Raw genomic sequence first — 25,301 nt, 5'->3', positions numbered from 1 at the left:
GCCGCCGCTCTCCCCCATCAGTGCCGCCGCCAACGCCGGTCACATCGGCGCCAATGGCGAGATTCCGGATGTCAAGCAGCTGCGCATCCCGGTCAAGTACCTGGCCAATATGCTGACGGCTGGCGATACGCAGCCAGTCGAACGCGCGTTGGAGCGCATGCTGGCGATGCGTGCCTACCAGCGTGAAAAACACGTCGATGGACGAATAAACACGGCCGTACTGGAGCAGGTCAACATGACCCCGGCGCAGGTTGAAGAGATGTATCACGTGATGGCCATCGCCAACTACGAAGACCGCTTCGTGATTCCCAGCACGCATCGCGAGTATGCCGAAAACACCTTCGACGTGCGCGGCGGCTGCGGCTTCTCGTTCGGCAACGGATGCTCAGACGGCGCCAACGAGACCAGCCTGTTTGGCGGAACCAAGCGCCGTACCATCCCGATCAAGGCGGAGGTCTGAACCATGACGCTACCTGACGCATCCTTAAGCCTGCGCGCTCTGGCACGCCTGCTGTCCTACCCGGACGAGACGCTTCGCAGCCAGCTGCCCGAAATCCGTGACGCGCTGAAATCGGACAGGACCGTGGCCGCCGACCGCCTGGCCGAGCTTGGCGCGCTCATCAACACGCTGGAGCGCGGCGACGCACTGGACAACGAGGCCGAGTACCTGCAGATATTCGACCGTGGCCGCTCCACCTCACTGCATTTGTTTGAACATGTGCATGGCGACTCACGCGATCGTGGCCCGGCCATGATCGATCTGGCGCAGACCTACGAGAAGGCCGGATTGTTTCTGGCGCCCGGTGAGCTGCCGGACTATCTGCCGGTGGTGCTTGAATTCGTCTCAACGCAGCCGCCGCGCGAGGCCCGCGCCTTCCTGGGCGAGATGGCGCACATCTTCAACGCCATCTTCAACGCCTTGCAACAACGCAAGAGTGCTTACGCCAGCGCCCTTGGCGCCTTGCTTGAGCTCAGCGGGGAAAAGGCTCACGCCGTCAAGATCGCGCCCGACGAAGCGCTCGATACCGCCTGGGCCGAGCCCGTGGTTTTCGACGGCTGTTCCGTCAAGGGACAGGCCAAGACCGCTCAGGAACAGCCCATCCACTTTGTCAGAAATGAAACGTCCAGCTCAAGAGCGAATAGCCCTGCACACACCGGAGCATCACTATGAACACTCTCGACACTTTCTTGTTCGGCTTGTATCCCTACATCTGCCTATCCGTTTTCTTTCTGGGCAGCCTGCTTCGCTTTGACCGGGATCAGTACACCTGGAAAAGCGATTCGTCCCAGTTGCTCAAGGTCGGCCAGTTGAGACTGGGCAGTAACCTCTTTCACATCGGCGTCCTGTTCCTCTTCTTCGGCCACTTCTTCGGCATGCTCACGCCGCATTTTGCCTACGAACATTTCATCGACGCCGGCACCAAACAGAAGCTGGCGATGATCGCGGGCGGTGTTGCCGGCGTGCTCGCGTTCATTGGCGTGACGGTGTTGCTGCATCGCCGACTGAGCGAACCGCGAATCCGGGCGACATCAAAAACCAGCGACATCGTGCTGCTCGCAGTTTTCTGGCTGCAACTCGCACTGGGTCTGGCAAGCCTCCCGCTCTCGGCGCAACATCTTGACGGTAGCGTCATGATGCAACTGGCCGAATGGGGTCAGCGCATCGTCACCTTCCGCACGGGAGCGGTCGAGATGCTGGCCGGCGTCAGCTGGGTGTTCAAGCTGCACATGTTCCTGGGAATGACCCTCTTTCTGATCTTCCCATTCACCCGACTGGTTCATGTGTGGAGCGGTTTTGGTGCTGCCGCCTATCTGATCCGGCCCTATCAGGTTGTCCGTGCACGCCGGCTGAATGTGCCTGCCGGTCACAATCTGCCGCGTCGTCCAGGTGCTGGTGTTTAAGGAGTCCATTATGTCCGCCTCGCAAAACAATTCGGCAGTCCAGCAGGAAATCGCCAGCGTCAATGGTGTCGCTCTTAATGTGGCGGAAGACGTTCTCTCCGCCGATGAACTGCGCCAACGCGCCTGTTCCGAACTGCTGCGTCAGGCGGCCGTGAGCAGCGAGTTCTTGTCTGCAAGCGATACATCCGGTACCACCGGCATTCTGAGTGAGGCGGCCAGCAACGCCATTGAGGCCTTGCTGGAGTCCACCCTGATCATTCCCGAACCCTCGGAGGATGAGTGCCGGCGCCACTACGCAGCACATCAAGCCCTCTACACCACCGGCGAGCGCGTCAATGCACGGCACATCCTGTTCGCCGTAACGCAGGGGGTCGATGTGGTCGCGTTGCGCAATCGTGCCGAAACCTGTTTGCTCGATGTTCGCTGCCACGACGGCAGCAACCCGGAAGACCGGTTCACCAAAGCCGCCAGCACCTTGTCAAACTGCCCCAGTGGTGCTGAAGGTGGCCACCTGGGATGGCTGAGCGCTGCGGATTGCGCGCCGGAGTTTTCCAAGGAGCTCTTCGGACACGCTGAAGTCGGCGTGCTTCCGCGCCTGGTGCATAGCCGTTTCGGTTTTCATGTGGTCGAAGTTCTCGGCCGCGAACCCGGCGTCGAGCAAGCATTCGAGGCGGTGCGCGGCGCTGTGGCCATGTCCATGCGGCAAACAACCTACGTCACCATGTTGCGTCAGTACTTGCGTCAACTGGCAGGTCAGGCTGAAATCATTGGCGTGGCCATTGAGGCAGCAGAAACGCCACTGGATCAGTAAGTGGCGCTTGATCTGTACTGAATAGACAAGACCTCCAACGTGAGACGGGGGAACCCCCCTCGGTTTCTTCCCTATTGCAGAGCCAGCTGATTCGAGCGTATGGCAAGGCCGTTTCCGGCTTTGACCGCCGCTCTGAGCGGATGCAAATTCGCCCAAACGATCGCCCTCCGTTCCAAGTCGTTGATCGTAGACTGCCGTGACTGGGTAGCTATGATGTTTGGCTATACGCAAGCATCTCGCGGCGAAACACCGCGCGGTCGGAACTTTCCACTGCCTGGAATGCCTCATGCAGGGTTGAAAGCCTGCTGGGCATTGTGTAGGCTAATCGACCAGCAGTCTTCATCCGCATATCATCAAGCTCCTCAATAGCTGACTCAATAACAGCGCTCGAAAGGTAAGGACAGCCACATGAAAAAGCAATCGTTCAAGGTCAAAGCCGCCGCCGTCGCCCTGTCGTTAATCACGGGTTGCGGAATCGCCAGTGCGCAGATTCCCTCCTCCCTTGTTACGCCGGACAAAGTCGAGACCCGCATCGGCACGCTGGAATTCAAGGACGGTGTACCGACAGTCGAGAGCGCCGCGAAGGTGTACGACACGCTGGCCTTCACGCGCGCGCTGAACGCCTTCAACAACAGCTTCCGCGGTGCGTCGGCCCTGGCGATCGCCAAGGGCTTCGCCGGCATCGGTGCCACGGACAACACGGTCCTGATCTTCTCGGACCTGATGGACTCACAGTCCCTGTTCCTGACGGCCAACGCCGACACGGTCTACTACCTGTCCGTGGTGGACCTGTCGAAGGGTCCCATGGTAATCGAGCAGCCCCCGAAGAGCCTGGGGACCATCAACGACATGTGGTTCTCGTGGATCATCGACATCGGCTTCCCCGGCCCTGACCGCGGCGAGGGTGGCAAGTACCTGCTGGTGCCACCGGGCTACGACGGTCCGCTGCCCGAGGGCGGCTTCAACGTGGCCCACTCGAAGACGAAGCGCGTGCTGTATGCCGCACGAGCGTTCCTCGACAACAACGACCCCAAGCCGGTCGTGGCGATGATCAAGAAGTCGCTCAAGATCTACCCCTACACTCCAGGCGGCGTCGGGACCAGCATCGCGGCGGCCTTGACCGGCAGCGTGAAGCTGGGGCGCGACCCGGCCGTGCCCGAAACGAAGTTCGTCGAGGGCTCGGGCAAGGCGTTCAACACCATTCCGCCCGGTGACTTCGGCTTCTTCGAGCTGATCAACGAGAACGTGCAGAATGAGCCGGCCACCAGCTACGACGTCGAGCTGGCCGGACAACTGGCCGCAATCGGCATCGTGCACGGCAAGCCCTTCGCGCCAGACGCGCGCATGAAGAAGATCCTGACGGACGCGGCGGCCGTGGGCAACGCGACGGGGCGTGTGCTCAACTGGCGCTTCGCCCAGGGTCACCCCGACTGGTCCTACTACCCCGGCTCCACCTGGGGCAGCATGCTCTGGGAGGGCGGCGCGTTCTTCGAGACGCCGCCGCCGATGTTCACCAAAGAGGGCATGTTCAAGCCGCTGCCGCCCACGGGTGCGCGCACGCTCGACTCGCGCGCGGCCTTCTACTACGGCTACACGCTCGACTCGCCGGGCATGATCATGCGCATCCCCGGCGTCGGCTCGCAGTACCTGATGAGCTTCCTGGACCCCCAGGGCAACCCCTTCGACGGCGCCAAGACCTACAAGACCACGCTGCCCAAGGGCATTCCGGCGCGCGCCTTCTGGTCCTTCACCGTCTACGACAACCAGACGCGCTCGATGCTCCAGACGCCCCAGCGCTATCCGCGCGCCGGCAGCCAGACCTTCCCATCGCCCGCTGCTGTGGCCAGCGCCGACGGTTCGACGACGGTTTACTTTGGGCCGACGCAACCTGAGGGCGTCAAGCGCGGCAACTGGATCCAGACAACGCCGGGCAAGGGCTGGTTCACGATTCTCCGCCTGTACAGCCCGCTGGAATCCTTCTTCGACAAGAGCTGGCGCCCGACCGAGATCGAGCTCGTGAAATAAGCGCGGCAACGATTGATTCGTGCCAAGCCATTTAGCACGAATCATTGAGCACCGACAGCACAAACCAAAGGGGGAGACCAGCAGCGCAAGCTGTAATCTCCCCTCTTCCATTGCGGATCGAAAGCTTGAGCAGTTCGTGATGAGCGGCCAGCAGGCCTACACTAATTTGCGCAGCTACGGCTACCGGAAACGGATATCACCGGATTTTTCAGGATAGCGGCCGGTCTTGTCGGCGTAGTACGTGCGGAATATTGCGAGATCCTCTTCCTCGTTACCCGAAAGGCGTATCCAGCGGTCGATCCCCACACGTTTGCTGCCGTAGTCGATGAAGCCCAACCCGACGGGCACGTCAGCGGTCAGCGCCAATCGATAGAAACCCGTTTTCCAATTCTCGGTTTTTGAACGCGTTCCTTCCGGCGCAATGCAGATGCAGAAGCTGTCTTTCGTCGCGAACGCCTCAACCAGCTGGTCGATCATCCCCGTATGTTCGCGCCGGTTGATCGCAACACCCCCGAGGCGGAGGAACAGCGCTTTCAGCGGCCAGCGAAAAAGCGTGTCCTTGCCGGCCCAACTGGCCGTCATTCGGTGTTTGGCCCTGAACAGCACGCCGATGGGGAAATCCCAGTTCGAGGTGTGCGGATAAACGATCACCACCGACTTCGGTCCTGGTGGTGGCGCATACACGGTGTGCCAACCGAGCAGTTCGAGGATGAAGGCAGCGAGCTGGCCGGCCATGACTGAAGCGTTTCAGTCGATGCCCTGACTGGCAAGGTACTCCTCGTAGTTGCCGAGGTAGTCGACCACCGTGCCATCCAACCGGATTTCGAGCACGCGCGTGGCCAGCGATGAGACGAACTCGCGATCATGCGAAGCAAAGAGCAGCGTGCCCTTGAATTTTTCCAGCGCCGTATTGAGCGATTCGATCGATTCCATGTCCAGGTGGTTGGTCGGCTCGTCCAACACCAGCACGTTGTTTTTCATCAGCATCAGTTTGCCGAAGATCATGCGCCCCTGTTCGCCGCCGGAGATGACTTTCACTGCCTTGCGCACTTCATCGCCGGAGAACAGCAGACGCCCGAGCGTTCCGCGAATCAGCGTTTCCAGATCCTCACCCTCGGCCGCATTGGCGCGGGCATAACCGGCGATCCATTCGACGAGGCTGGTGTCGCCTTTGAAGTCGTCCGCGTGGTCCTGCGCGTAGTAACCGCGACGTGCTTTTTCCGTCCATTTGATGCTGCCGGACTGCGGCTGCAGTTCGCCCATCATCAGCTTTAGAAAAGTCGATTTGCCAACGCCGTTTTCGCCGATCACCGCGACGCGGTCGCCGGCATTGAGCGTGAAAGTAAAGTCGTCGAAGATCTTGTGCTCACTGCCTGCGTAAGCAAAGGTGAGGTTTTCGACTTCTGCGGCCTGTCGATGCAGTTTTTCTTTCTCGTCGTAATCGAAACGAATCCACGGGTACTGGCGCGAGGAGGGTTTGACGTCCTCCGGGCGAAGCTTTTCGATCAGTTTGACGCGCGACGTGGCCTGCTTGGCCTTGGACTTGTTGGCCGAGAAGCGCCGCACGAAATCCTGTAGTTCGGAGATGCGCTCCTTGGCGCGTGCATTGGCGTTTTGCTGCTGCTGGCGCGCCTGCGACGAGGCTTCCATGAAGTCGTCGTAGTTGCCCGGATACACGGTGATCTTGCCGTAGTCCAGGTCGGCCATGTGCGTGCACACCTGATTCAGGAAGTGGCGATCGTGGGAAATGATGATCATCGTGCTGTTGCGGTCGTTGAGCACGTTTTCCAGCCAGCGGATGGTGGCGATGTCGAGGTTGTTGGTCGGTTCGTCGAGCAGCAGGATGTCGGGGTCGGAGAACAGTGCCTGCGTCAACAGGACGCGCAGCTTCCAGCCCGGCGCAACTTCGCTCATCGGGCCGAAGTGCTGTTCGCTCGGAATGCCGACACCGAGCAGCAGCTCCCCGGCACGCGCTTCGGCCGTGTAGCCGCCGTATTCGGCAAAGCGGCTTTCGAGTTCGGCGGCGTGCATGAAGTCTTCTTCGGTCGCATCCGGGTTAACGTAGATCGCATCCTTCTCCTGCATGCAGGCCCACATTTCCTGGTGGCCCATCATCACCACGTCGATCACCCGCTGGTCTTCGAAGGCAAACTGATCCTGCCGCAAGTAGGCCATACGCTCGTGTGCGTCTTTCGAGACATTGCCGGCAGTGGCTTCCAGCTCGCCGTCGAGTATCTTCATGAAGGTCGACTTGCCCGAACCATTGGCCCCGATCAGGCCGTAGCGGAAGCCCTCTCCAAATTTGACCGAAACGTTTTCAAAAAGGGGCTTGGCCCCGAACTGCATGGTGATGTTGGCGACTACGAGCACTCAGGAACCCCGAAAAACGTTGATTCGAAAGGCCGACATTGTACCCGAGGGCGCTAGTGGGCGAAAAGGATCGACTAATAGCTTTTGCCTATCAAATAAATTAAAACAATCAATTAGATTAATTTTGGTCGCAACACTACCATGAGGCCGTAGTCTGATTTTCAACCCGTCGCACATAAGGAGTCCTCAAAATGAAATCATTGATCAATACCGAAATCCTGCCCTTCAAGGCCACCGCATACCACAATGGCAAGTTCGGTCCAGTATCCGACGCCGACCTGCGCGGCAAGTGGTCAGTCGTGTTCTTTTATCCGGCTGATTTCACTTTCGTTTGTCCGACCGAGCTGGGCGATCTTGCAGACGAATACGCCGATTTCCAGAAGATGGGCGTCGAGGTGTATTCGGTGTCGACCGACACGCACTTCACGCACAAGGCCTGGCACGACGCTTCGGAGACGATCAAGAAGATCCATTACCCGATGATCGGCGATCCGACCGGCGCAATCACCCGCAACTTCGGCGTCATGATTGAGGAAGAAGGTCTGGCCCTGCGCGGCACCTTCGTCATCAACCCCGAAGGCGTGATCAAGGTTTGCGAGATTCACGATCTGGGCATCGGCCGTGATGCCAAGGAACTGAAGCGCAAGATTCAGGCCGCACAGTACGTCGCCACACATCCGGGCGAGGTCTGCCCGGCCAAGTGGACGCCCGGTGAGGCGACGCTTGCACCATCGCTTGATCTGGTCGGAAAGATATAAATCAAGCCAGTCAACCCACGAAGGGCCCGCCCTTCGTGGCTCGATCTCTGCAATACCAATTGGGAGAACAAGAAATGCTCGACGCCAACCTCAAAGCCCAGCTCAAGGCTTATCTGGAGCGACTTCAGCGACCCATCGAACTGGTCGCTACGCTCGACGACAGCGACAAGGCGCAGGAAATGCGGTCCTTGCTGGACGATATCGCACTGCTTTCAGACAAGGTCGGTGTGCGCAACGACGGTGTCGACACGCGCAAACCCTCGTTTGCCGTAACTCGTCCCGGCGAGCCGGCGCGCATCGGCTTCGCCGGCCTTCCGATGGGGCATGAGTTCACTTCGCTCGTGCTGGCTTTGTTGCAGACCGGCGGTCACCCACCCAAGGTCGAGGCCGAGTTGATCGAGCAGATTCGCGCCATTCCGGGCGACTTCCACTTCGAGACCTTCATTTCATTGTCCTGCCACAACTGCCCGGACGTGGTTCAGGCGCTCAATCTGATGGCCGTACTCAATCCCGGCATCAGTCATACGATGATCGACGGCGCCTTGTTTCAGGACGAGGTAAACGACCGCAAGATCATGGCCGTACCGACGGTTTTCCTGAATGGCGAACCCTTTGGGCAAGGACGCATGACGCTGGAGGAGATCATCGCCAAGATCGACATCGGCGCCGTTGCGCGCGAAGCCGAAAAACTTGCCGCCAAGGAGGCCTTCGACGTGCTGATTGTCGGCGGCGGGCCGGCCGGCGCAGCTGCCGCTATCTACGCGGCGCGCAAGGGCGTACGCACCGGTGTTGTTGCCGAACGCTTCGGCGGTCAGGTGCTCGATACGCTGGCCATCGAGAATTTCATCTCGGTCAAGGAAACCGACGGCCCGAAGCTCTCGGCCGGGCTGGAACAGCACGTGCGCGAGTACGACGTCGACATCATGAATCTGCAACGTGCCGAGGCTCTGGTTCCGGGCTCGAACGGCCTCACCGAAGTTCGGCTGGCCAGCGGGGCGACACTGAAGAGCAAATCGGTAATCATTTCAACCGGTGCGCGCTGGCGCGAAATGAACGTTCCGGGCGAGAAGGAATATCGCGGTCGCGGCGTCGCCTACTGCCCGCATTGCGACGGTCCGCTGTTCAAGGGCAAGCGCGTCGCGGTGATCGGTGGCGGCAACTCGGGCGTCGAGGCGGCGATTGATCTTGCCGGTGTCGTCGCCCACGTCACGCTGCTTGAATTCGACAAGGCGCTGCGCGCCGACGCCGTATTGCAGAAAAAGCTCTTCAGCCTGCCCAACGTGACCGTCATCACCAGCGCACTGACCACTGAAGCGACCGGCGACGGTGAAAAAGTCAATGGCCTGATCTATAAGGACAGGACCAGCGACGAAGTTCACTCGATTCCGCTCGAAGGCATTTTCGTGCAGATCGGTCTGTTGCCCAATACCGACTGGCTCAAGGGAACAGTTGGATTGTCAGCACACGGCGAGATCGAGGTCGATGCGCGTGGCCAGACTTCACTGCCCGGTGTCTTTGCCGCCGGCGACTGCACGACTGTGCCGTTCAAGCAGATCATCATTGCCATGGGTGAAGGTGCCAAGGCCGCTCTCAGCGCTTTCGATCACCTGATCCGCAGTTCGGCACCGGGATGAGTTTCAGGAAACCACAACAGAAACGATAACGGTTTTCGCCTCAATTCGAGGTCTCAATCGATGAATCGTAAAGGCGTGCCAGTTCAAGTAGTGTCGTCGCGCCAGTCTTCTGCATGATTCGCGCCTTGTGGATTTCCACAGTACGGTGGCTGATTCCAAGCTCTCGCGCGATGACTTTGTTCGCCAGGCCTTCGACCGCCAAGCGCAGTACGTCCTGCTCGCGTTCGGTCAAACTGGCCAGACGGACAGCGGCATCGACCGTGTCGCCGATACGCGAATTCAGCCTTTCACTTTCGTTCAATGCCGCCTCCACGCTGGCCAGGAGTGCCGCGCTGCTGACCGGCTTGCTCAGAAAGTCGGAAGCACCGGCCTTGATCGCGCGAACGCTCATAGGAATATCGCCGTGACCGGTGAGAAAGACGATCGGCAGCAAAGTATCGCGCCTCGCCAATTCGGCCTGTATCTGCGTGCCGTCCAGACCGGGCAGGTTCATATCGACGATGGCACAACTGCGCGGCAACCAGCGGCATACTTGCAGGAAGTCCTCTCCGCTCTCGAAACATTCGACGTTGATGCCGCGACCTTCAAGCATGCGTGCCAGAAGATTCCGAATGGCTGAATCATCATCGATTACAAATACGGTGTCTTTTGCGGCCATTTTATGTACTCGCTGCCTGGGACTGGATTGTCGTCAAAAGCTGCGGCAGATCGATGGGTTTGAACAGTACCGGCCAGCGCAAGCTTCTCGCCTTTTCGATCCAGCCCGGGGTTGTATCCCCGGTCAGCAGCACGGCCCTGAATGGTTTCGTGGAACGCTTCAGAATATTTTCCAGAAACCGCTCGCCATCCAATCCGGGAAGTCGATAGTCGCTTACGTAGAAATCCGCTTTCAGGGTTTCCGCATCAGACAACGCCTCTTCGGCATTTTGAAAGACAGCGACGCACATGCCGACTGATTCGAGCGAAAGCTTGATTGCATTGGCGACCATGGCATCATCCTCGACCACGACAATGCGACGACCTTTGTATGCATCGACTATGGCTCGATCTATTGCGTTCTGAGGCGGTACCTCCTCCTGTGCCTCGACGGCCAGTGGCAGGCTGAATTCGAAAACACTCCCCTTGCCCGGACGCGAGCGGCATGCCACCTCGGTCCCCAACAATTTCGCCTGGCGTCTGACAATGGCAAGGCCCAGCCCGAGGCCTCTTCTTCTGACTCTTTCCGGATTCTCGATCTGAAAGTATTCCTCAAAGATGCTGTGGATATGTTCTGCCGGGATGCCGATTCCGGTATCCCATACCTGAATGAGCGCCTTGGTCCCACGCTGGCGAATTGCTACGAGAACCCCGCCCTGTTGGGTGTATTTGATGGCATTGAAGATGAGATTGCCCATCAGACTCCTCAAAAGCTCCCGATCCGCAATGATCGCCATGGGCTTGAGCGGGAAGCACAACCTGAAACTCAAACGTTTCCGCTTGGTGATCGGCGAGAACTCGGCATCGCATCTCAGGAAGAACTTCTCGACCTCGATGACCTCCGGGTTCGCTTTGATAATGCCGGCATCAAGTTTCGACAAGTCCAGCAGAACGTTCAAGAGTTCGTTCAGTGAAGAAATCGATTGCGACAGGTGTCCGCTGATTTGTTTCTGCTCGTCACTGAGGCCGGTCCCGATCAATGCGTCATTGAACAGGTTGATCGCCTGCAAAGGCTGTCGCAGGTCATGACTTGCGGCGGCAAGGAAGCGTGATTTGACGAGCACGGCCTGTTCCGCCAACTTCCTGGCGGCAACCAGTTCATCCTCAAATCGCTTGCGTTCCGTGATGTCGTTCAGGGTAATGCGCAGCATGACCGTGCCAGCTTCATCGCGCGTCGCATTGCTATTCAGATGCATCCAGAGAAGTGTGCCGTCCACGGTCAACATTCGCAGCTCACACTGCTGGGGCTGACTGCTTTCAAGCAGCCGTTTTCGGTGAAAGTAAAAGACGTCCTGATCCTCGCGATGGATGAAGCGGAATATGGGCTGCTTGATCAGTGTGCCTCGCATCGTTCCCAGCAACGCGGCGATGCGGTGATTGGCCTCCAGAATCACGCCGGCCTCGCTAAGGGTGCAATAACCTACCGGAGCCAGATTGTAGAGGTCATAGTAAAGGGCTCGCGACGCATCCAAGGCGGCCTGAGTCCGGTGCAGATTCTCGTTCTGCATCTCCAGCTCGATCTGATGCGCCCTCAGCTCAAGCACCATCTCCCCGATCTCATCCGACGACAGTCCCGTCAGATCTTCCGGCAGGTGTTCCTCTATTACTGTGGATCTCGCGGCTACCGACACCGGTTGACGGAATTTATCCTGTCGTGCGAATCGATCATTTTCGTTCATCATCGGCGACCTCTTGATGTTCCAACTCACGAACGTATGAACCTGGCTGGCACCTTCCGGTCCCGGAGGGCTGCTAGCAATGTTCAGTCTAGCAGCATGAAACGGCGAATAACAGGTCGTTCCCGAGTAGAGACGCGGGCATACCGGGAAACCAGTAAGTGATCGCACGTATTTAATTTTCTTCGTTGGTGCATAAGCTTGTAGTCGTATATCGCCTCGGCTTGCTCTAGCTTCGCTTGGCAACGAACGGGCGAGTCGCCGGTGGCGTACTGAAAGTTCTCGTCGAAGTAACGCATTGAATTATTTGTGCATTTGACGCAGCAAGAGGAACGAAGAAATTTCTTGACCCACTGAAGGAGAAGAATCATGACTGACCTTGCTCGTTACAACCCGTTCCGCGGACTGACACGTTTCAACCCATTTGGACGTGACATGGATGATCTGTTGACGGGGTTCTTCCCTACCCCGATGTCGCTCAATCCGATGGCCGACCTCCATATGCCGATCGATATCACCGAGGACGACAAGGTCTACAAGGTACGCGCCGAAATGCCCGGCTTCAACAAGGAAGACATCAGTGTCTCGGTGAACGGCGACCAGGTAACGATCAGCGCCGAAACAAAGAAGGAAAAAGAAGAAAAAAAGAACGGTGAAAAGATCGTGCACCGGGAATGCTACTGCGGCAGGCAGTTCCGCTCGTTCACGTTGCCGCAAGCCGCCGACGAGACCAATACAAAGGCAAGATACGAGGACGGCGTATTGAATCTGGAGCTGCCCAAGAAAGCGGGCGACAACCAGAAGAAGATCACCGTCAACTGATCGACGGCCGATGGGCAGGTAGCGTCTGATTCTTCAAGGACATAGCCAGGCGCTACCTGCCATCACTTCGGACCGTGTCGTCAGCGCGCGCGCAAGGCACTGGCTCAAGCTTCGCATCGGTGTCGATTGTCATGAGAAAAAAGCTGAAAGCGCTAGTCGGGCGGTATGTTCGGTTGAAGTATCGAACGTTCGAGAAGCTTGTAATGCCAGCCGGGAAGCCTGGTGCGCTGGAAAACCTGTTCGTGATTGCGGCCATCACACACGGAATGAACAAGCTGGTCTGCTATGGCTCGAACATCAGGGTTGTCGTTTCCCTGTCCGATGTGGTTTTGATCTAGATGGATGAATTGCGGGAGCACTGAGCGTCTGCATCGCGTCTTGTCAATCACGATCCGGCTGATCGTGTCCGTTTGCGTCGGCTTCGCGCTCGGCGCCTTGAGCTCCAGGCTTGCCCCGAAGTCTCTGAAACTTGGCACATCGACGATCAACGGCAAAACCGGTCCCCTAAGCGAAATACACTCACTTCAGGAGCACAATCATGAACACTGATTTTGACTCTGATCAACGCATACTCTCCCCCGCCCGACGTGCGCGGCGGAGCATCCTGGCCTTGACCACCATCATGCTTCTGGTGACGGGTTCAAGCGCGGGAAAGCGCTGGGTGCAAGACAATGTATTCCTCACGAGCGGTCCGGATGGCGAATCTAGTCTCTATTACCATCCGCCGTTCAGCAAGCCTGGAACCCTGGTTGCCGTCTTTGGTGCAACGCCCGACAATTTGACTCGGGCATCCTCCATACAGACGACCCAGGCAGAAATTAAGGTAATTGAAACCACCTTCGAGCCTGCCACCAGGCTAACGGCATATCACCTGCGCTGATCGGGAGGAGTAACAATGAATCGACTTGTTACCGCGCTGCCAGGATTTGTGCTGGAGAATCGGCTGGAATTTCTCTTTGCGACTTGGCGCAAGAAGCTCGGCGAACACCCGATTGCGGTTGAGCTATGGAACGGAAAGCGCTTTGCTCTCGGAGAACCTCCCCGACTTCTATTGCGTATCAACTCGAGAAGGGCGCTAGAGCGCTTGATGCGTCCCTCGCTGGCGTCGCTGGGCACAGCCTACGTCGAAGGGGAGTTGGATTTTGAAGGGCATATGCGGGACGCCTTTCACACCATCGCCGGTTTCCTTTCATCGCTCTACCAACCGAATCAGCGCCGAAAGCTTCGCAAGACGCTACACACCCGCCAGCTCGATTCAGCATCCATTGAACACCACTACGATGTTTCAAACGACTTTTATCGTTTGTGGCTGGATGAGAACATGGTTTACTCGTGCGCATATTTTCGATCGGCCGACGACAGCCTGGAGCAAGCGCAAGTCCAGAAGATCAATCATATCCTCAACAAGATTCAGTTGCGTCCGGGAGAGCGTCTGCTGGATATCGGTTGTGGCTGGGGCGCGCTGGTTTTGCAGGCAGCCCGAAAGTATGGGGCGCGCTGCGTGGGCATTACCTTGTCCCAACAGCAATTCGAGGAAGCGTCACGTCGGGTGCAGGTTGCCGGTCTTCAGGATCGCTGCGAGATCCGCCTGCAAGACTATCGGGATGTCACCGAAGAATTCGACAAAATCACCAGCGTCGGAATGTTCGAACACGTCGGCTTGAACCACCTTCGAGACTATTTCCGAAAGATCTATGCACTGCTGCCCGATGGCGGAATTGCATTGAACCACGGCATAACTTCTACCGACCCTGATTCCGAAGAATCGCCTTACGGCGGTGGCGATTTCATTCACCGCTACGTCTTTCCAAACGGCGAATTGCCGCATATCGGCCTGTTGCTGAAAGAAATGAGCGCCGCCGGGCTGGAAACCGCCGATGTGGAAAACTTGCGTCGCCATTACGCGAGAACGCTCGAACACTGGACCGACCGTTTCGAAAACAATGCCGCACAACTTCGTCGGATCGCCGGAGACAAGCGCTACCGGGTTTGGCGCGCGTATTTGGCCGGGTGCGCCTATGGATTCGCGAATCAGTGGATATCGCTTTATCAGATCGTCGCCTGCAAGGCCGACAAACAAAGCGCTTACGCCCTGCCGATGACGCGCGACTATATGTACTCTTGAATTGCTGACTGATATGTCAGGTGTTTTCGTCCCCGGACGAATTGCAACTGCCCATCAAGGAGAACTGGTATTCGTCTGACGTACCAATGATTCCGAATTCAGATCAAGTCTGGATCGCAAGCTACGGTGTTGCAGAGTGGCAAGAAAAGGGTTGATCAGAAAATCCGGGCGAGCTGGGTGGGCAATTCTTGTTCGTTGGTGAATGTCAGGTCATACGTGGCGGTCAAGCCTCTGGCATGCTCTTCACTGAGACCGGCAATACACATGATGAAATTCGCTCTACCGATCCCAAGGCGCTTTCGCAGTGTCAGGTATCTATCGATGTTCTGGCGGAATTCACCCGTCTTGCATTCGATACAAACGGGAAGCTTGCCATCGACCAGCATGAACACATCGAGCTCGTAGGTTTCGTCGTTTTGCAGTGTGATGGCAAGGTTACGCGCGCAGGAAAAGCGCTTCTGGCGTTCTTTGATGTACTGCAGGCCGCTCATCAGGGCATACCATTCCAGCCACTCACCGCCGAAAAAACGGCGGATCGCTGGCGCGGTTTGCACAATCAAGCGGATGTTACTTTCTTTACGATTGTGGAAGCATTTGGCGACAAAAGAAAAGTCATACAACTGTTGGCAAAAAGCTGTTATGGCACGCGCATCTTCCTCCGATTTCTTTTCAAGGTGGACGGTTACGCTTGAGTATTCCTTCTGCTGTGCCCATCGTATGCGTTCTAGAACCTCTTTCAGGACCGGCACATTGTGACCAATGCTAACCGCGACTTCATCGAAGAATCCGGTGGTGTCAACACCACGCACATTAGCCACAACTTTGATCTGCTTTCGGTTAAACCAGTCGTAGATTGGACCGTGCTGCAGTTCGGAGGCCAGTTGATCGGTGTTGGAAAGATCAATTTCATCGAGCGAAGGTTGTTCTGTTGAAGCCTGCGAAGGACGGTCGACATTGCCGCCCGAACGCCCTTGCAGGCGACCAATTTCGCGCTGGGCTTCGAAGTATTTGTCCAGCAGCTTGCCAATGAAATAGATGGCGCTGTAGACGGGTGCCTGGTTTGTGCACTTAGGACAGGAGATGATTTCACCCAAACGGCCCTCCGGCTGTTCTTGCAGGTACCCACATTTATTGCAGCGAAAAATAGCCATAGTAAGCAGCGTGAGTGTTGTTTAGTTTCGACGACGAGCCAAGCATACCGTGATCATAGCTAAAGCCAAGGCTAAACAGTACAAAGGACGCAATTCCCGAGGTTCTGCCCCATGAATCTTCCCCTATCGCAACTCATACCAGACTCCCCTACCCGCGCCGTGCTGTCCAAGGCGTCCTTGCTCCACGAGCGCCCGAAAATGTTGCTTGAGCGTGTTGCGACTGCCGCCGGTCAGCCGGATCGCGTCGCCCATGGTGATACGGCCATGTTCCCGCGCAAATTCCACAATTTTCAGGGCGAGCTCGGGCAATGCAGCCAGCACCAGCTTTTCGCGCTCGACTTTACGATTGAGGCGCCGGACCTGTTCGGCGAGCGCTCGCAGAAAGTAGACCAGCCACGGTTGCCAATTTGGTTTCGCGGTGCGAATCGTGCCCTGGGTGTGCCGCAGGGCGAGGTAGTACGCCTCCTTGCTCTGCTCGATCACGCTTTCCAGCGAGCTGTAGGGAACATAGGCGTAGCCGGCCTGCAACAACAGCAAGGTGGTGAGGACGCGGCTAAGCCGGCCGTTGCCATCCTGGAAGGGGTGAATCTCCAGAAAAACCACGACCCAGATGCCGATAAGCAGCAAGGGGTGAAGCCGCGCCGCTTGACGTTCCGCGTTGAACCAGGTGACCAGTTCGGTCATCAATGGTGGCGTATCGAATGGTGTCGCGGTGGCAAAGACGACACCGAGCTGCGTCCCGTCTTCGTCAAAGGCCACTACATTATTGGTGGAGGTCTTGTAGCTGCCCCGATGCCAGGCATCCTTCTCGCTGTAGGTCAGAAGGTCACGGTGCAGTTGCTTGATGTGGTTCTCGGTCAGCGCGATGTCCTGCCAGGATGAAAACACAAACTCCATGACCTCGGCGTAACCGGCCACCTCTTGTTCGTCCCTGGTCGAAAAAGGCTTGACCTGGAGATTGGACAGCAAGCGCTCGACCTCGCGATCGGACAGCCTGCTACCTTCAATGCGGGTAGACGAACCGATACTTTCGATCGTAGCGACCCTGCGCAATGCGGATAGCCGATCGGGGGCCAACGTACCGAGCGCACGCCAGGCCCCCTTGAACTCATCGACACCGGCGATGAGACTCAGAATTTCGGGTGTTATCTGAATTGCATTTGCGGAGATCATGGGTTCCAATGCTACACCCATTTACGCCCATTTCAACAGAGTGATCTATCGAATACAGCCGGCGCATGCCGGACGCGACCTGTGAAGATCACCGCCATTCCAATCCTGCGAAGCGGCGGCTTCGGGTAAAATCCGTCGATGATTTATTCCCTGATACGCAACGTTTTCTTTTCGCTCGACCCCGAAATGGCTCACGAGCTCGGGATGTCCGGAGTCGATTTTCTCAACCGGGCGGGTGTCTCCTGCCTGCTGGCAAATCCACCGCCATCCAACCCGGTCGAGGCCATGGGCTTGAAGTTCCCCAATCCGGTTGGCCTGGCCGCCGGACTGGATAAGAACGGCGCGCACGTCGATGCGCTGGCCGCGCTGGGCTTTGGTTTCATTGAAATCGGCACCGTGACGCCGCGCCCGCAGCCGGGCAATCCCAAGCCGCGCATGTTCCGCATCGTCCAGAAGAAGGCCATCATCAATCGCCTTGGCTTCAACAACTACGGTGTCGATAAGCTGCTTTCCAACATTTCGACCGCGCAATTCCCGCAACGCGGCGGCATCCTCGGAATCAACATCGGCAAGAACTTCGATACGCCCATCGAAAACGCGGTTGATGATTACTTGATCTGTCTGGAGCGGGTGTATAGCGCGGCCAGCTATGTCACGGTCAATATTTCCAGCCCGAACACCAAAAATCTGCGCGAGTTGCAAAAGGACGAGGCGCTTGATGCGTTGCTTGGCCGCCTCAAGGCCGAGCAGGCTCGACTGGCGGAGAAGCAAGGCAAGTATGTTCCGCTGGCGCTGAAAATCGCTCCGGACCTTGAAGACGCGCAGATTCAGTCAATTGCCGACCTGCTGCGCCAGCATCGCATGGACGGCGTGATCGCCACCAACACCACCTTGTCCCGCGACGGGGTCGAGGGCTGGTTGCACGCCGACGAAACCGGGGGACTGTCGGGCGCTCCGCTGTTCGCGCGCTCGACTGCGGTGCTGAAAAAACTCGCCGTCGCACTGGCCGGCGAACTGCCGATCATCGGGGTCGGCGGCATCATGAGCGGCGAGGATGCCGTGGCCAAACTGGAGGCCGGTGCAAGCCTGGTTCAGATCTATTCAGGCTTCATCTATCGTGGCCCTGCCCTGGTCGGGGAGGCGGCTGCCGCCATCGCCAAGGCGGGCACCTCGAACAGACCGCGAATTGAGCTATAGCTCCACAGCCAGCAGGGTTGAACGCCCTCTGCCAATAGAGGATAATTCCAAGGCTTTTCAGCCCCTGCAGCCGCTTTTGCAGTTGCCCTTGCCGCCTTTTCCCGCAGTGCCTGACGGATCATGACCCACTATATTTTCATCATCATCGGCGCTGTTCTGGTCAACAACGTCGTACTGGTGAAGGTTCTCGGTCTCTGCCCCTTCATGGGCGTGTCCAAGAAACTGGAGACCGCCTTCGGCATGGGCGCGGCGACCACCTTTGTGCTCACCATGGGAACCGGGGCCAGCTATATCATCGACCAGGTCATGCTCATACCCTTCGGGCTGGAGTACCTGCGCACGCTATCCTTCATCGTCACCATCGCCGCCATCGTGCAGTTGACCGAGATGGTGATCCAGAAAACCAGCCCGCTGCTGCATCAGGTGCTGGGCATCTACCTGCCGCTGATTACCACCAACTGCGCCGTGCTCGGCGTGCCGCTGCTGAACATCGCCAATGGATACAATTTCGTCGAATCGCTTTTCTTCGGCGCCGCCAGCGCCATCGGCTTCTCGCTGGTGCTGGTGCTCTTCGCCGGGATACGCGAACGCGTCGAAGGCGCTGACGTTCCGGTCCATTTCCGCGGGGTCGCCATTTCCATGGTCACCGCCGGCCTGATGTCGCTCGCCTTCATGGGCTTTGCCGGCCTGGACAAATACCAGTAATGATTACGGCCATTCTCGTCATGGCCCTCGGTGCCGTCATTCTGGGCGCGGCGCTCGGCTACGCGTCGATCAAATTCAAGGTCGAAGGCAATCCGCTGGTCGAAAAGATCGAGGCCATCCTGCCGCAGACCCAGTGCGGTCAGTGTGGATTCCCGGGCTGCAAGCCGTATGCTGAAGCGATCGCCGAAGGCGAAGTGGACATCAACCTGTGCCCACCCGGCGGCATCGAAGGCGTGCGCAAGCTGGCCGACCTGCTCGGGCGCGAAGTCAAGCCACTCGAAGTCGAAGAAAAGCCCAAGCAGATCGCCATCATCGACGAGCAGACCTGCATCGGCTGCACGCTGTGCATCCAGGCCTGCCCGGTGGATGCCATCGTTGGCGCCGCCAAGCAGATGCATACCATTGTCGAATCGCTGTGCACCGGTTGCGAGCTGTGCATCAAACCATGCCCGGTGGAATGCATTCGCATGGAGATCATCAGCGAAGACATCGACAACTGGAAATGGAAGTATCCGGTCATCGAAATCAAGCAAGTAAAGCAAATCGCCTGATCGCCAGAGGCTAGCCAAAGACTCCGAATGCTCCAGCAACTTTTCAAATTCAAGGGCGGCGTCAAGCCGGACACGAACAAGACGCCTTCGGTGCAAATGCCGATCGGCATCGCGCCCGTGCCTTCGCGATTGATCGTCCCGCTGCACCAGAGTATTGGCGGCACGCCCGATCCGCTGGTCGAAGCCGGCGAACGCGTCCTCAAGGGGCAGTGCATCGGCGGCCCGGACAAGTGGCTTTCATCGGCGGTTCATGCCCCGACATCGGGAACCGTGTTGGCCGTCGAGGAACGCATTGCCGCGCATCCCTCCGGCCTGCCGACGCTCTCGGTCGTGATCGAAGCCGATGGCCGTGACGAGTGGGTCGAACGCAAGCCGCTCGACTACGCTGCTCTCGAACCCGAGCGCGTGCGCGAGATCCTGCGCGACTCGGGCGTCGTCGGCCTCGGTGGCGCCGTCTTCCCGAGCCATGCCAAACTCAGCGCGGTCGAATCGGTACCGATGGACGAACTCATCATCAACGGCGCCGAATGCGAGCCGTTCATGACCTGCGATGACATGCTGATGCGCGAACGTGCCGAAGAAATCGTTCGCGGCTCGGGAATCTTTCGCGACCTGCTGCAACCCAAACGCGTGCTGATCGGCATCGAGGACAACAAGCCGGAAGCCGCCGCCGCCATGCGGGCCGCGGTCGAGAAGCTTGGCGAGAACTTCGAGGTCATTTGCGTTCCGACTCGTTACCCGGCGGGAGGGGCCAAACAACTGATCCGCGTCCTGACCGGCAAGGAAGTGCCGGCCAGCAAACGATCTCCCGAAATGGGCGTGCAGTGCTTCAACGTGGCGACGGCGTACACCGCCTGGCGCGCCATTGCCCATGGCGAGCCGGTACTCTCGCGCATCGTCACGCTGACCGGCAATGTCGAAAAAGCGCGCAACTGGGAAGTGCTGCTCGGTACTCCGCTCAAGGATCTGGTCGCGCTCGGTCAGCCCAGACCCGATACGACGGGTTATCTGATGGGTGGCCCGATGATGGGCTTTGAAATGCCCAGCCTCGACGCACCGATCGTCAAGGCCACCAACTGCATCATCGCCAGTTCGCCGAAGCTGTTCCCGCCGCCGGTGCCAGAAATGCCGTGCATCCGCTGCGGCGCCTGTGCCGAAGTCTGCCCGCACGAGTTGCAACCTTTCGAGCTGTACTGGTTCGCACGAGCCAGAAACTTTGGCAAGACGCAGGAATACAACATCTTCGATTGCATCGAATGCGGCTGTTGCAGCTACGTTTGCCCGTCGCACATCCCGCTGGTCCAGTACTTCCGCTTTGCCAAGAGCGAGATCTGGTCACGCGAGCGGGAAAAAGCCATGGCCGACGCGGCCAAAGCCCGCTTCGAATTGCGCAACGAGCGCGAGGAGCGAGAGAAGGCCGAAAAGGCCGAACGCCTGGCGAAGGCTGCAGCGGCCAAGGCGGCGGCAAAGAAGCCCGCGCCCGAGGGCAATGACGATTCCTCAGGCGAATCCACCGTTGCCGATGCACCGACGGAAAGTGAAGCGGCAGCCGCCAAAAAAGCCGCCATCGCTGCCGCCATGGAGCGCGCCCGCCTGCAACGAGAAGGTGTGCAGCCGAAGAATACCGAGGGACTGACCATCGCCCAGCGCAAGGAAATTGCGGCGATCGAAGCGCGCCGCGTACCGCTGCAACAACAATCCGCTCCCAACGAAGAGGACGCGGAGAGTAACACCCGATGAACTTCACGACGCCGCCCTATCTGGTCCAGGATGTCAGCATCCAGCGCGTCATGCTGCAGGTGCTCGCCGCGCTGCTGCCGGCGATTGCCGTCTACGTCTGGTTGATCGGTCCGATCATCCTGCTGCAGATCGCCATTGCAACCGCCGCCTGCCTGCTCGCCGAAGCCTTGATGCTGAAGCTGCGCGACAAGCCGCTCGGTCCCTTTCTGAGCGATGGCAGCGCCATCGTCACCGCCTGGCTCATCGCGCTGGCCTTCCCGCCACTCGCTCCCTGGTGGCTGATCGTTGTCGGCTCGCTGTTTGCCATCGTCGTCGCCAAACACCTCTACGGCGGACTGGGCCAGAACCCGTTCAATCCGGCGATGATCGCCTTTGCCGCGTGCATCGTTTCCTTTCCCGCACTGATGTCGCGATGGCCGCCGGTCGGACTGCCGGGAGGCTTTTCCGATCATCTGGCGCTGGTCCTGGGTAATGCACCCCGAATCGACGCGCTGAACGGCGCCACGCCGCTCGACGCCCTGAAGACCGCGCTCAATCTTGGCGAGGGAAACAGCACCGTGGCCGGCATACTGGCCGATGCAAACATATTCGGACATTTCGCCGGCAAAGGCTGGGAGTGGGTACCTGCCGCCTATCTCGTCGGAGGCCTGTGGCTCTGGCAGCGCCGGATCATCAGCTGGCATGCGCCTTTCGCGTTCCTCGCCGGCATGGTGCTGCTCTCCGGTGCACTCTGGCTGTGGAACCCGGCCAGTTTCGCCAGCCCGATCTTCCATCTTTTTTCGGGCGGTTCCATGCTCGGCGCCTTCTTCATCGTGACCGATCCGGTGTCGGGCTGCACAACGCCCCGAGGCAAGCTGATCTTCGGTCTCGGCGCCGGCGCTCTGGCTTATGTCATCCGTGTTTTCGGTGGTTACCCCGACGGTGTGGCCTTCGCCGTATTGCTGCTGAATATCTGCGTTCCGTTGATCGACCTCTACACGCAGCCACCCATCTTCGGCATGAAGAAGAAATGACGCGCCAAGGCAAACCGCTGACTGCGCCAAGGATGGCTGTTCGCACGGCGATCATCCTGTTCCTCTTCGTCAGCATCTTTACGGGTTTTCTTTCGGGCGCCTACATCTGGACGCTCCCGACGATCAAGGCGGTTGAAGCCGAAGAGAAAATGAAGCTGATCAGCGAGGTTCTGCCGCCCAGCCACTACGATAACGATTTGCTGAAGGACACTGTGCAAATCGCACCGACCGAGTCGCTCGGGCTGGACGAAGAGTCAACCGCCTACCGGGCGAGCAAGAAGAATAGACCGAGCGCCGTGGTGCTGGAAGCGGTGGCTCCCGATGGTTACGCTGGAAAAATCCGCATGCTGATCGCCCTGAATGCCGACGGGGTTGTGCTTGGCGTGCGCGTGACGCAACACAAGGAGACGCCCGGATTGGGTGACTACATCGAACCAAAGAAGGACAGGAACAAGGAACGCCCGTGGATCACCCAGTTCAATGATCTGGCACCGACGTCGATTGACGGGCGTCAGTGGAAAGTCAAGAAGGATGGCGGACGCTTCGACTCGGTGGCCGGCGCCACGGTCACGCCGCGTGCCGTGATCAAGGCGGTTCGCAATGCGGCCTTGTATGTTGCCGCGAACCACGGGCAGTTTTTCGCGTCTCAGGAAGACCCGGCAAAACGGGATTCCGCAGAACAGGGCCGCGTGAAGGAGGTAGGGAAATGATTACCCGTGATGAATTTCGCCAGATCGCCGCCAACGGGACATGGAAACAGAATTCCAGCCTGATCCAGCTTCTTGGCCTGTGCCCGCTGCTCGCCGTCACCACCAATCTGGTCAACGGCGTCATGCTGTCGCTGGCGACGATCATCGTCATGTCCATCGCGGGCCTGGCCGTTGCCAGCCTGCGTAACCTCATTCCGCACGAGGTCCGCATCCCGGTATTCATCCTGATCGTGGCGGCGCTGGTCACGGTAGTCGATCTGCTGTTCAACGCCGGCCTCCACGAACTGTATCTGGTGCTTGGCATCTTCATCCCGCTGATCGTCACCAACTGCATCGTACTGGCACGCGTCGAAGCCTTTGCCAACAAGAACCCGCCCTTGCAAGCCATGTTCGACGGCATCTTCATGGGCGTCGGCATGCTGTGGACGCTGGCACTGCTGGGCGGGCTGCGCGAACTGATCGGCAGCGGCACCCTGTTTTCGGGCATCGACATGGTCTTCCCCGGCCTGCACCCGCTGCAACTGCTCCCGAAAGACTATCCCGGACTGCTGCTCGCGATCCTCCCGCCCGGCGCCTTCATCCTGCTCGGCTGTCTGATCGCCTGGAAGAACTGGGTCGAAGCACGCGCTGCGTCGCGCGACAATCGTCAGGTGCCGGAACCCGCAGTAACCGGCAGCGGTCATTGATTTCAGAAAAACACGGCTTATGAATGCGGCCAAGCGCGCCGAAATCTTCAGGCGTCTGTGCGCCGCCAATCCGGCACCCACCACCGAACTGGAATACGCCACCACCTTCCAGCTTCTTGTCGCCGTCATTCTGTCGGCGCAAGCCACCGACACGAGCGTCAACCTGGCAACGCGCAAACTGTTTGCCGACGCGCCGACACCGCAGGCGATGCTGGCGCTCGGTGAAGCGGGACTGGCTGAATACATCAAGCGCATTGGCCTGTTTTCGACCAAGGCGAGGAACGTCACCGCCACCTGCCGCCAGCTCATTGAACGGCACGGCGGCGAGGTGCCACGTGACAGAGCGGCACTTGAAGCGCTACCCGGCGTCGGGCGGAAGACGGCCAACGTGGTGCTCAACACCGCCTTCGGCGAACCGACCATCGCTGTCGATACGCACATCTTCCGCGTCGCCAACCGGACGAAGCTGGCATCAGGCAAAACACCGCTAGCCGTCGAACTCAAACTGCTAAAATCGGTGCCTGACGACTACAAGCGTGATGCCCATCACTGGCTGATCCTGCACGGCCGCTACATCTGCAAGGCACGCAAACCGGAATGTCCGCGCTGCGTCATTGCCGACCTTTGCGAATTCAAAGACAAGACCCGATGACCGTTGCCACAGCGCTTGTTTCCGACAATGATCCCCTGCCCATACTCGCCGAAGACGCCGTGCGGCAGGCGCTCGACAAGTCCGGACTAACCCATGCCAACGGCGTGCTTGTTTTCCTGACGCCCGAGTTCGCACGCCACGCCCGGCAGACCATCACCGCCGTCGCGCGCACGGCACAGTGCACGCAGGTCGCCGGCGGCATCGCCGCGGGAGTCTTTACCGAATCCGGCTGGGTGCTGGACCGCCCCGCTGCTGCCGTCATGGTTTTTGGCGGGGGGCTATCCCTCGGGCATCCCGAACCCGGCAGGCAGCCTGTCCTGAGCTATGCCGGCGGCAGTTTTCCGACGGACTGGAGCAGCGACGGCGTGCGCTTTGGCGGGAGTTATTCCGGCAACACGGGTTCCGCAGAAGCCCCCGTCTGGCAACAGGGTCGCCTTGCAGAACCGCAGCGCTGCAGCGTTCAACTGCTGGGCGCAGACATCGATATCGGCGTCTCCTGCGGCTTGCAACTGCTTGGCGAACCAATGATGGTCGACAGCAGCAACGGCTTCGACCTGGAAAGACTCGGCGGTCAAGCCGCGCTGACCAGCCTGAACCGGCATCTGCCGACCGATCAGCGCTTTCACACCGGGTTGCAGCTCCATCACGTCACCGCTGTGCTCATGGACGGCGATCACAGCGCCAATACTGCACTTGTCGATGGCCGCTATCGCCCGATTGCCATCATTGCCGCCAACGCCGACAACTCGTTGACGCTCGCCGAGCGCGTCGCGCCCGGGCAACACCTGGCCTGGGCCATCCGGCAGCCGATCAATGCGCTGACCGACATGCGGCAAACGATCGAGAGGCTGGCCCGGAAAGCCGAAAATGTGGCCGATCCGGTCTGCGCCCTGATGTTTTCGTG

The 25,301-nt window shown here is 58.9% G+C and carries 25 protein-coding genes and 1 pseudogene; 20 read left to right on the top strand and 6 right to left on the bottom strand.

All coding sequences use genetic code 11. The features are described from left to right. From narH to PROAA_RS13820, 5 genes and pseudogenes are all read left to right on the top strand, one after another. Nucleotides 1-460 (top strand): annotated as a pseudogene (narH, locus tag PROAA_RS13840) (nitrate reductase subunit beta); the annotation flags it as partial. A 3-nt stretch (nt 461-463) separates the two neighbouring features. Next, nucleotides 464-1,171: a nitrate reductase molybdenum cofactor assembly chaperone gene (gene narJ / locus PROAA_RS13835; protein WP_186411898.1), complete on the top strand. Its 708-nt coding sequence runs from the start codon at nt 464-466 to the stop codon at nt 1,169-1,171. Next, nucleotides 1,168-1,902 (top strand): respiratory nitrate reductase subunit gamma, encoded by a 735-nt coding sequence (narI, locus tag PROAA_RS13830; RefSeq protein WP_186411897.1) that lies wholly within the window; start codon nt 1,168-1,170, stop codon nt 1,900-1,902. Before narJ ends, narI begins: the two co-directional genes overlap by 4 nt. A 10-nt stretch (nt 1,903-1,912) precedes the next feature. Next, nucleotides 1,913-2,713: a peptidylprolyl isomerase gene (locus PROAA_RS13825; protein WP_186411896.1), complete on the top strand. Its 801-nt coding sequence runs from the start codon at nt 1,913-1,915 to the stop codon at nt 2,711-2,713. Nucleotides 2,714-3,121: 408 nt separating this feature from the next. After that, nucleotides 3,122-4,738: a DUF1254 domain-containing protein gene (locus tag PROAA_RS13820; RefSeq protein WP_186411895.1), complete on the top strand. Its 1,617-nt coding sequence runs from the start codon at nt 3,122-3,124 to the stop codon at nt 4,736-4,738. A gap of 180 nt (nt 4,739-4,918) precedes the next feature. Here PROAA_RS13820 and PROAA_RS13815 read toward each other — a convergent pair whose 3' ends face one another. Beyond that, nucleotides 4,919-5,473, bottom strand: coding sequence for a 1-acyl-sn-glycerol-3-phosphate acyltransferase (locus tag PROAA_RS13815; RefSeq protein WP_186411894.1), 555 nt, complete (start codon nt 5,471-5,473; stop codon nt 4,919-4,921). Between the two features lie 12 nt (nt 5,474-5,485). After that, nucleotides 5,486-7,108 (bottom strand): ABC-F family ATPase, encoded by a 1,623-nt coding sequence (locus PROAA_RS13810; protein WP_186411893.1) that lies wholly within the window; start codon nt 7,106-7,108, stop codon nt 5,486-5,488. 191 nt (nt 7,109-7,299) lie between these two features. Between PROAA_RS13810 and ahpC the strand changes: the two genes are divergently transcribed. Beyond that, entirely contained in the window at nt 7,300-7,866 is a 567-nt protein-coding gene (gene ahpC, locus PROAA_RS13805; protein ID WP_186411892.1) for an alkyl hydroperoxide reductase subunit C, read from the top strand. Between the two features lie 74 nt (nt 7,867-7,940). After that, nucleotides 7,941-9,500: an alkyl hydroperoxide reductase subunit F gene (gene ahpF, locus PROAA_RS13800; RefSeq protein ID WP_186411891.1), complete on the top strand. Its 1,560-nt coding sequence runs from the start codon at nt 7,941-7,943 to the stop codon at nt 9,498-9,500. A gap of 40 nt (nt 9,501-9,540) precedes the next feature. Here the strand turns inward: ahpF and PROAA_RS13795 are convergent, their stop codons facing one another. Continuing rightward, nucleotides 9,541-10,158: a response regulator transcription factor gene (locus PROAA_RS13795; protein WP_186411890.1), complete on the bottom strand. Its 618-nt coding sequence runs from the start codon at nt 10,156-10,158 to the stop codon at nt 9,541-9,543. 1 nt (nt 10,159) lies between these two features. After that, complete coding sequence (locus PROAA_RS13790; RefSeq protein ID WP_186411889.1) at nt 10,160-11,878, bottom strand: PAS domain-containing hybrid sensor histidine kinase/response regulator; 1,719 nt, start codon at nt 11,876-11,878, stop codon at nt 10,160-10,162. Nucleotides 11,879-12,241: 363 nt separating this feature from the next. Here PROAA_RS13790 and PROAA_RS13785 point away from each other — a divergent pair, with 363 nt between their 5' ends. From PROAA_RS13785 to PROAA_RS13775, 4 genes are all read left to right on the top strand, one after another. Continuing rightward, entirely contained in the window at nt 12,242-12,694 is a 453-nt protein-coding gene (locus PROAA_RS13785; RefSeq protein WP_186411888.1) for an Hsp20/alpha crystallin family protein, read from the top strand. Nucleotides 12,695-12,897: 203 nt separating this feature from the next. Continuing rightward, the gene (locus PROAA_RS19315) at nt 12,898-13,032 is read left to right on the top strand and encodes a hypothetical protein (protein ID WP_281182272.1); all 135 of its coding nucleotides are present in this window, start codon (nt 12,898-12,900) and stop codon (nt 13,030-13,032) included. A 200-nt stretch (nt 13,033-13,232) separates the two neighbouring features. Next, entirely contained in the window at nt 13,233-13,574 is a 342-nt protein-coding gene (locus PROAA_RS13780; RefSeq protein ID WP_186411887.1) for a hypothetical protein, read from the top strand. 15 nt (nt 13,575-13,589) lie between these two features. After that, complete coding sequence (locus PROAA_RS13775; protein ID WP_186411886.1) at nt 13,590-14,819, top strand: SAM-dependent methyltransferase; 1,230 nt, start codon at nt 13,590-13,592, stop codon at nt 14,817-14,819. Nucleotides 14,820-14,974: 155 nt separating this feature from the next. On the opposite strand, the gene PROAA_RS13770 is transcribed toward PROAA_RS13775, so the two are convergent. Both PROAA_RS13770 and PROAA_RS13765 read right to left on the bottom strand, forming a co-directional pair. Continuing rightward, entirely contained in the window at nt 14,975-15,913 is a 939-nt protein-coding gene (locus tag PROAA_RS13770; RefSeq protein WP_186411885.1) for a PDDEXK family nuclease, read from the bottom strand. Nucleotides 15,914-16,093: 180 nt separating this feature from the next. After that, on the bottom strand, nt 16,094-17,143 hold the full coding sequence (locus tag PROAA_RS13765; RefSeq protein WP_186411884.1) for a Fic family protein: 1,050 nt from the start codon (nt 17,141-17,143) through the stop codon (nt 16,094-16,096). A gap of 138 nt (nt 17,144-17,281) precedes the next feature. On the opposite strand from PROAA_RS13765, the gene PROAA_RS13760 reads away from it, so the two are divergent. From PROAA_RS13760 to PROAA_RS13720, 9 genes are all read left to right on the top strand, one after another. Further along, a complete protein-coding gene (locus PROAA_RS13760; protein ID WP_186411883.1) occupies nt 17,282-18,340 on the top strand; it encodes a quinone-dependent dihydroorotate dehydrogenase in 1,059 nt (352 codons plus the stop codon). Between the two features lie 120 nt (nt 18,341-18,460). Further along, nucleotides 18,461-19,045 (top strand): electron transport complex subunit RsxA, encoded by a 585-nt coding sequence (rsxA, locus tag PROAA_RS13755; RefSeq protein ID WP_186411882.1) that lies wholly within the window; start codon nt 18,461-18,463, stop codon nt 19,043-19,045. Then, nucleotides 19,045-19,596, top strand: a complete 552-nt coding sequence (rsxB, locus tag PROAA_RS13750; RefSeq protein ID WP_186411881.1) for an electron transport complex subunit RsxB — start codon at nt 19,045-19,047, stop codon at nt 19,594-19,596. Before rsxA ends, rsxB begins: the two co-directional genes overlap by 1 nt. Nucleotides 19,597-19,623: 27 nt before the next feature. Further along, nucleotides 19,624-21,336 (top strand): electron transport complex subunit RsxC, encoded by a 1,713-nt coding sequence (rsxC, locus tag PROAA_RS13745; RefSeq protein WP_186411880.1) that lies wholly within the window; start codon nt 19,624-19,626, stop codon nt 21,334-21,336. Beyond that, nucleotides 21,333-22,349 carry an RnfABCDGE type electron transport complex subunit D gene (locus tag PROAA_RS13740; RefSeq protein ID WP_186411879.1) on the top strand — a complete coding sequence of 339 codons (1,017 nt, stop codon included), beginning with the start codon at nt 21,333-21,335 and terminating at the stop codon, nt 22,347-22,349. The genes rsxC and PROAA_RS13740 overlap by 4 nt, the downstream gene beginning before the upstream one ends. Then, nucleotides 22,346-23,059, top strand: coding sequence for an electron transport complex subunit RsxG (gene rsxG / locus PROAA_RS13735; RefSeq protein WP_186411878.1), 714 nt, complete (start codon nt 22,346-22,348; stop codon nt 23,057-23,059). Before PROAA_RS13740 ends, rsxG begins: the two co-directional genes overlap by 4 nt. Beyond that, nucleotides 23,056-23,745, top strand: coding sequence for an electron transport complex subunit E (locus PROAA_RS13730; protein WP_186411877.1), 690 nt, complete (start codon nt 23,056-23,058; stop codon nt 23,743-23,745). The genes rsxG and PROAA_RS13730 overlap by 4 nt, the downstream gene beginning before the upstream one ends. A 19-nt stretch (nt 23,746-23,764) precedes the next feature. After that, nucleotides 23,765-24,397, top strand: coding sequence for an endonuclease III (gene nth, locus PROAA_RS13725; protein WP_186411876.1), 633 nt, complete (start codon nt 23,765-23,767; stop codon nt 24,395-24,397). Beyond that, on the top strand, nt 24,394-25,301 hold a 908-nt coding region (locus PROAA_RS13720), incomplete at its 3' end, for an FIST domain-containing protein (protein WP_186411875.1). The genes nth and PROAA_RS13720, both read left to right, overlap by 4 nt.

It is taken from the genome of Candidatus Propionivibrio aalborgensis, from assembly GCF_900089945.1.
GTDB lineage: Bacteria > Pseudomonadota > Gammaproteobacteria > Burkholderiales > Rhodocyclaceae > Propionivibrio > Propionivibrio aalborgensis.
This window is presented reverse-complemented; position numbering and strand designations above follow the sequence as displayed.

Bases quoted from the DNA above. Each gene is read 5' to 3' on its own strand.
- PROAA_RS13765 (WP_186411884.1), bottom strand. From the start codon at position 17,143: ATGATCTCCGCAAATGCAATTCAGATAACACCCGAAATTCTGAGTCTC.
- rsxG (WP_186411878.1), top strand. From the start codon at position 22,346: ATGACGCGCCAAGGCAAACCGCTGACTGCGCCAAGGATGGCTGTTCGC.
- PROAA_RS13730 (WP_186411877.1), top strand. From the start codon at position 23,056: ATGATTACCCGTGATGAATTTCGCCAGATCGCCGCCAACGGGACATGG.
- PROAA_RS13775 (WP_186411886.1), top strand. From the start codon at position 13,590: ATGAATCGACTTGTTACCGCGCTGCCAGGATTTGTGCTGGAGAATCGG.
- narI (WP_186411897.1), top strand. From the start codon at position 1,168: ATGAACACTCTCGACACTTTCTTGTTCGGCTTGTATCCCTACATCTGC.
- PROAA_RS13820 (WP_186411895.1), top strand. From the start codon at position 3,122: ATGAAAAAGCAATCGTTCAAGGTCAAAGCCGCCGCCGTCGCCCTGTCG.
- PROAA_RS13790 (WP_186411889.1), bottom strand. From the start codon at position 11,878: ATGATGAACGAAAATGATCGATTCGCACGACAGGATAAATTCCGTCAA.
- PROAA_RS13795 (WP_186411890.1), bottom strand. From the start codon at position 10,158: ATGGCCGCAAAAGACACCGTATTTGTAATCGATGATGATTCAGCCATT.
- PROAA_RS13780 (WP_186411887.1), top strand. From the start codon at position 13,233: ATGAACACTGATTTTGACTCTGATCAACGCATACTCTCCCCCGCCCGA.
- PROAA_RS19315 (WP_281182272.1), top strand. From the start codon at position 12,898: ATGCCAGCCGGGAAGCCTGGTGCGCTGGAAAACCTGTTCGTGATTGCG.
- rsxA (WP_186411882.1), top strand. From the start codon at position 18,461: ATGACCCACTATATTTTCATCATCATCGGCGCTGTTCTGGTCAACAAC.
- narJ (WP_186411898.1), top strand. From the start codon at position 464: ATGACGCTACCTGACGCATCCTTAAGCCTGCGCGCTCTGGCACGCCTG.
- PROAA_RS13815 (WP_186411894.1), bottom strand. From the start codon at position 5,473: ATGGCCGGCCAGCTCGCTGCCTTCATCCTCGAACTGCTCGGTTGGCAC.
- PROAA_RS13760 (WP_186411883.1), top strand. From the start codon at position 17,282: ATGATTTATTCCCTGATACGCAACGTTTTCTTTTCGCTCGACCCCGAA.
- PROAA_RS13740 (WP_186411879.1), top strand. From the start codon at position 21,333: ATGAACTTCACGACGCCGCCCTATCTGGTCCAGGATGTCAGCATCCAG.
- rsxC (WP_186411880.1), top strand. From the start codon at position 19,624: ATGCTCCAGCAACTTTTCAAATTCAAGGGCGGCGTCAAGCCGGACACG.
- PROAA_RS13785 (WP_186411888.1), top strand. From the start codon at position 12,242: ATGACTGACCTTGCTCGTTACAACCCGTTCCGCGGACTGACACGTTTC.
- ahpC (WP_186411892.1), top strand. From the start codon at position 7,300: ATGAAATCATTGATCAATACCGAAATCCTGCCCTTCAAGGCCACCGCA.
- nth (WP_186411876.1), top strand. From the start codon at position 23,765: ATGAATGCGGCCAAGCGCGCCGAAATCTTCAGGCGTCTGTGCGCCGCC.
- PROAA_RS13825 (WP_186411896.1), top strand. From the start codon at position 1,913: ATGTCCGCCTCGCAAAACAATTCGGCAGTCCAGCAGGAAATCGCCAGC.
- rsxB (WP_186411881.1), top strand. From the start codon at position 19,045: ATGATTACGGCCATTCTCGTCATGGCCCTCGGTGCCGTCATTCTGGGC.
- ahpF (WP_186411891.1), top strand. From the start codon at position 7,941: ATGCTCGACGCCAACCTCAAAGCCCAGCTCAAGGCTTATCTGGAGCGA.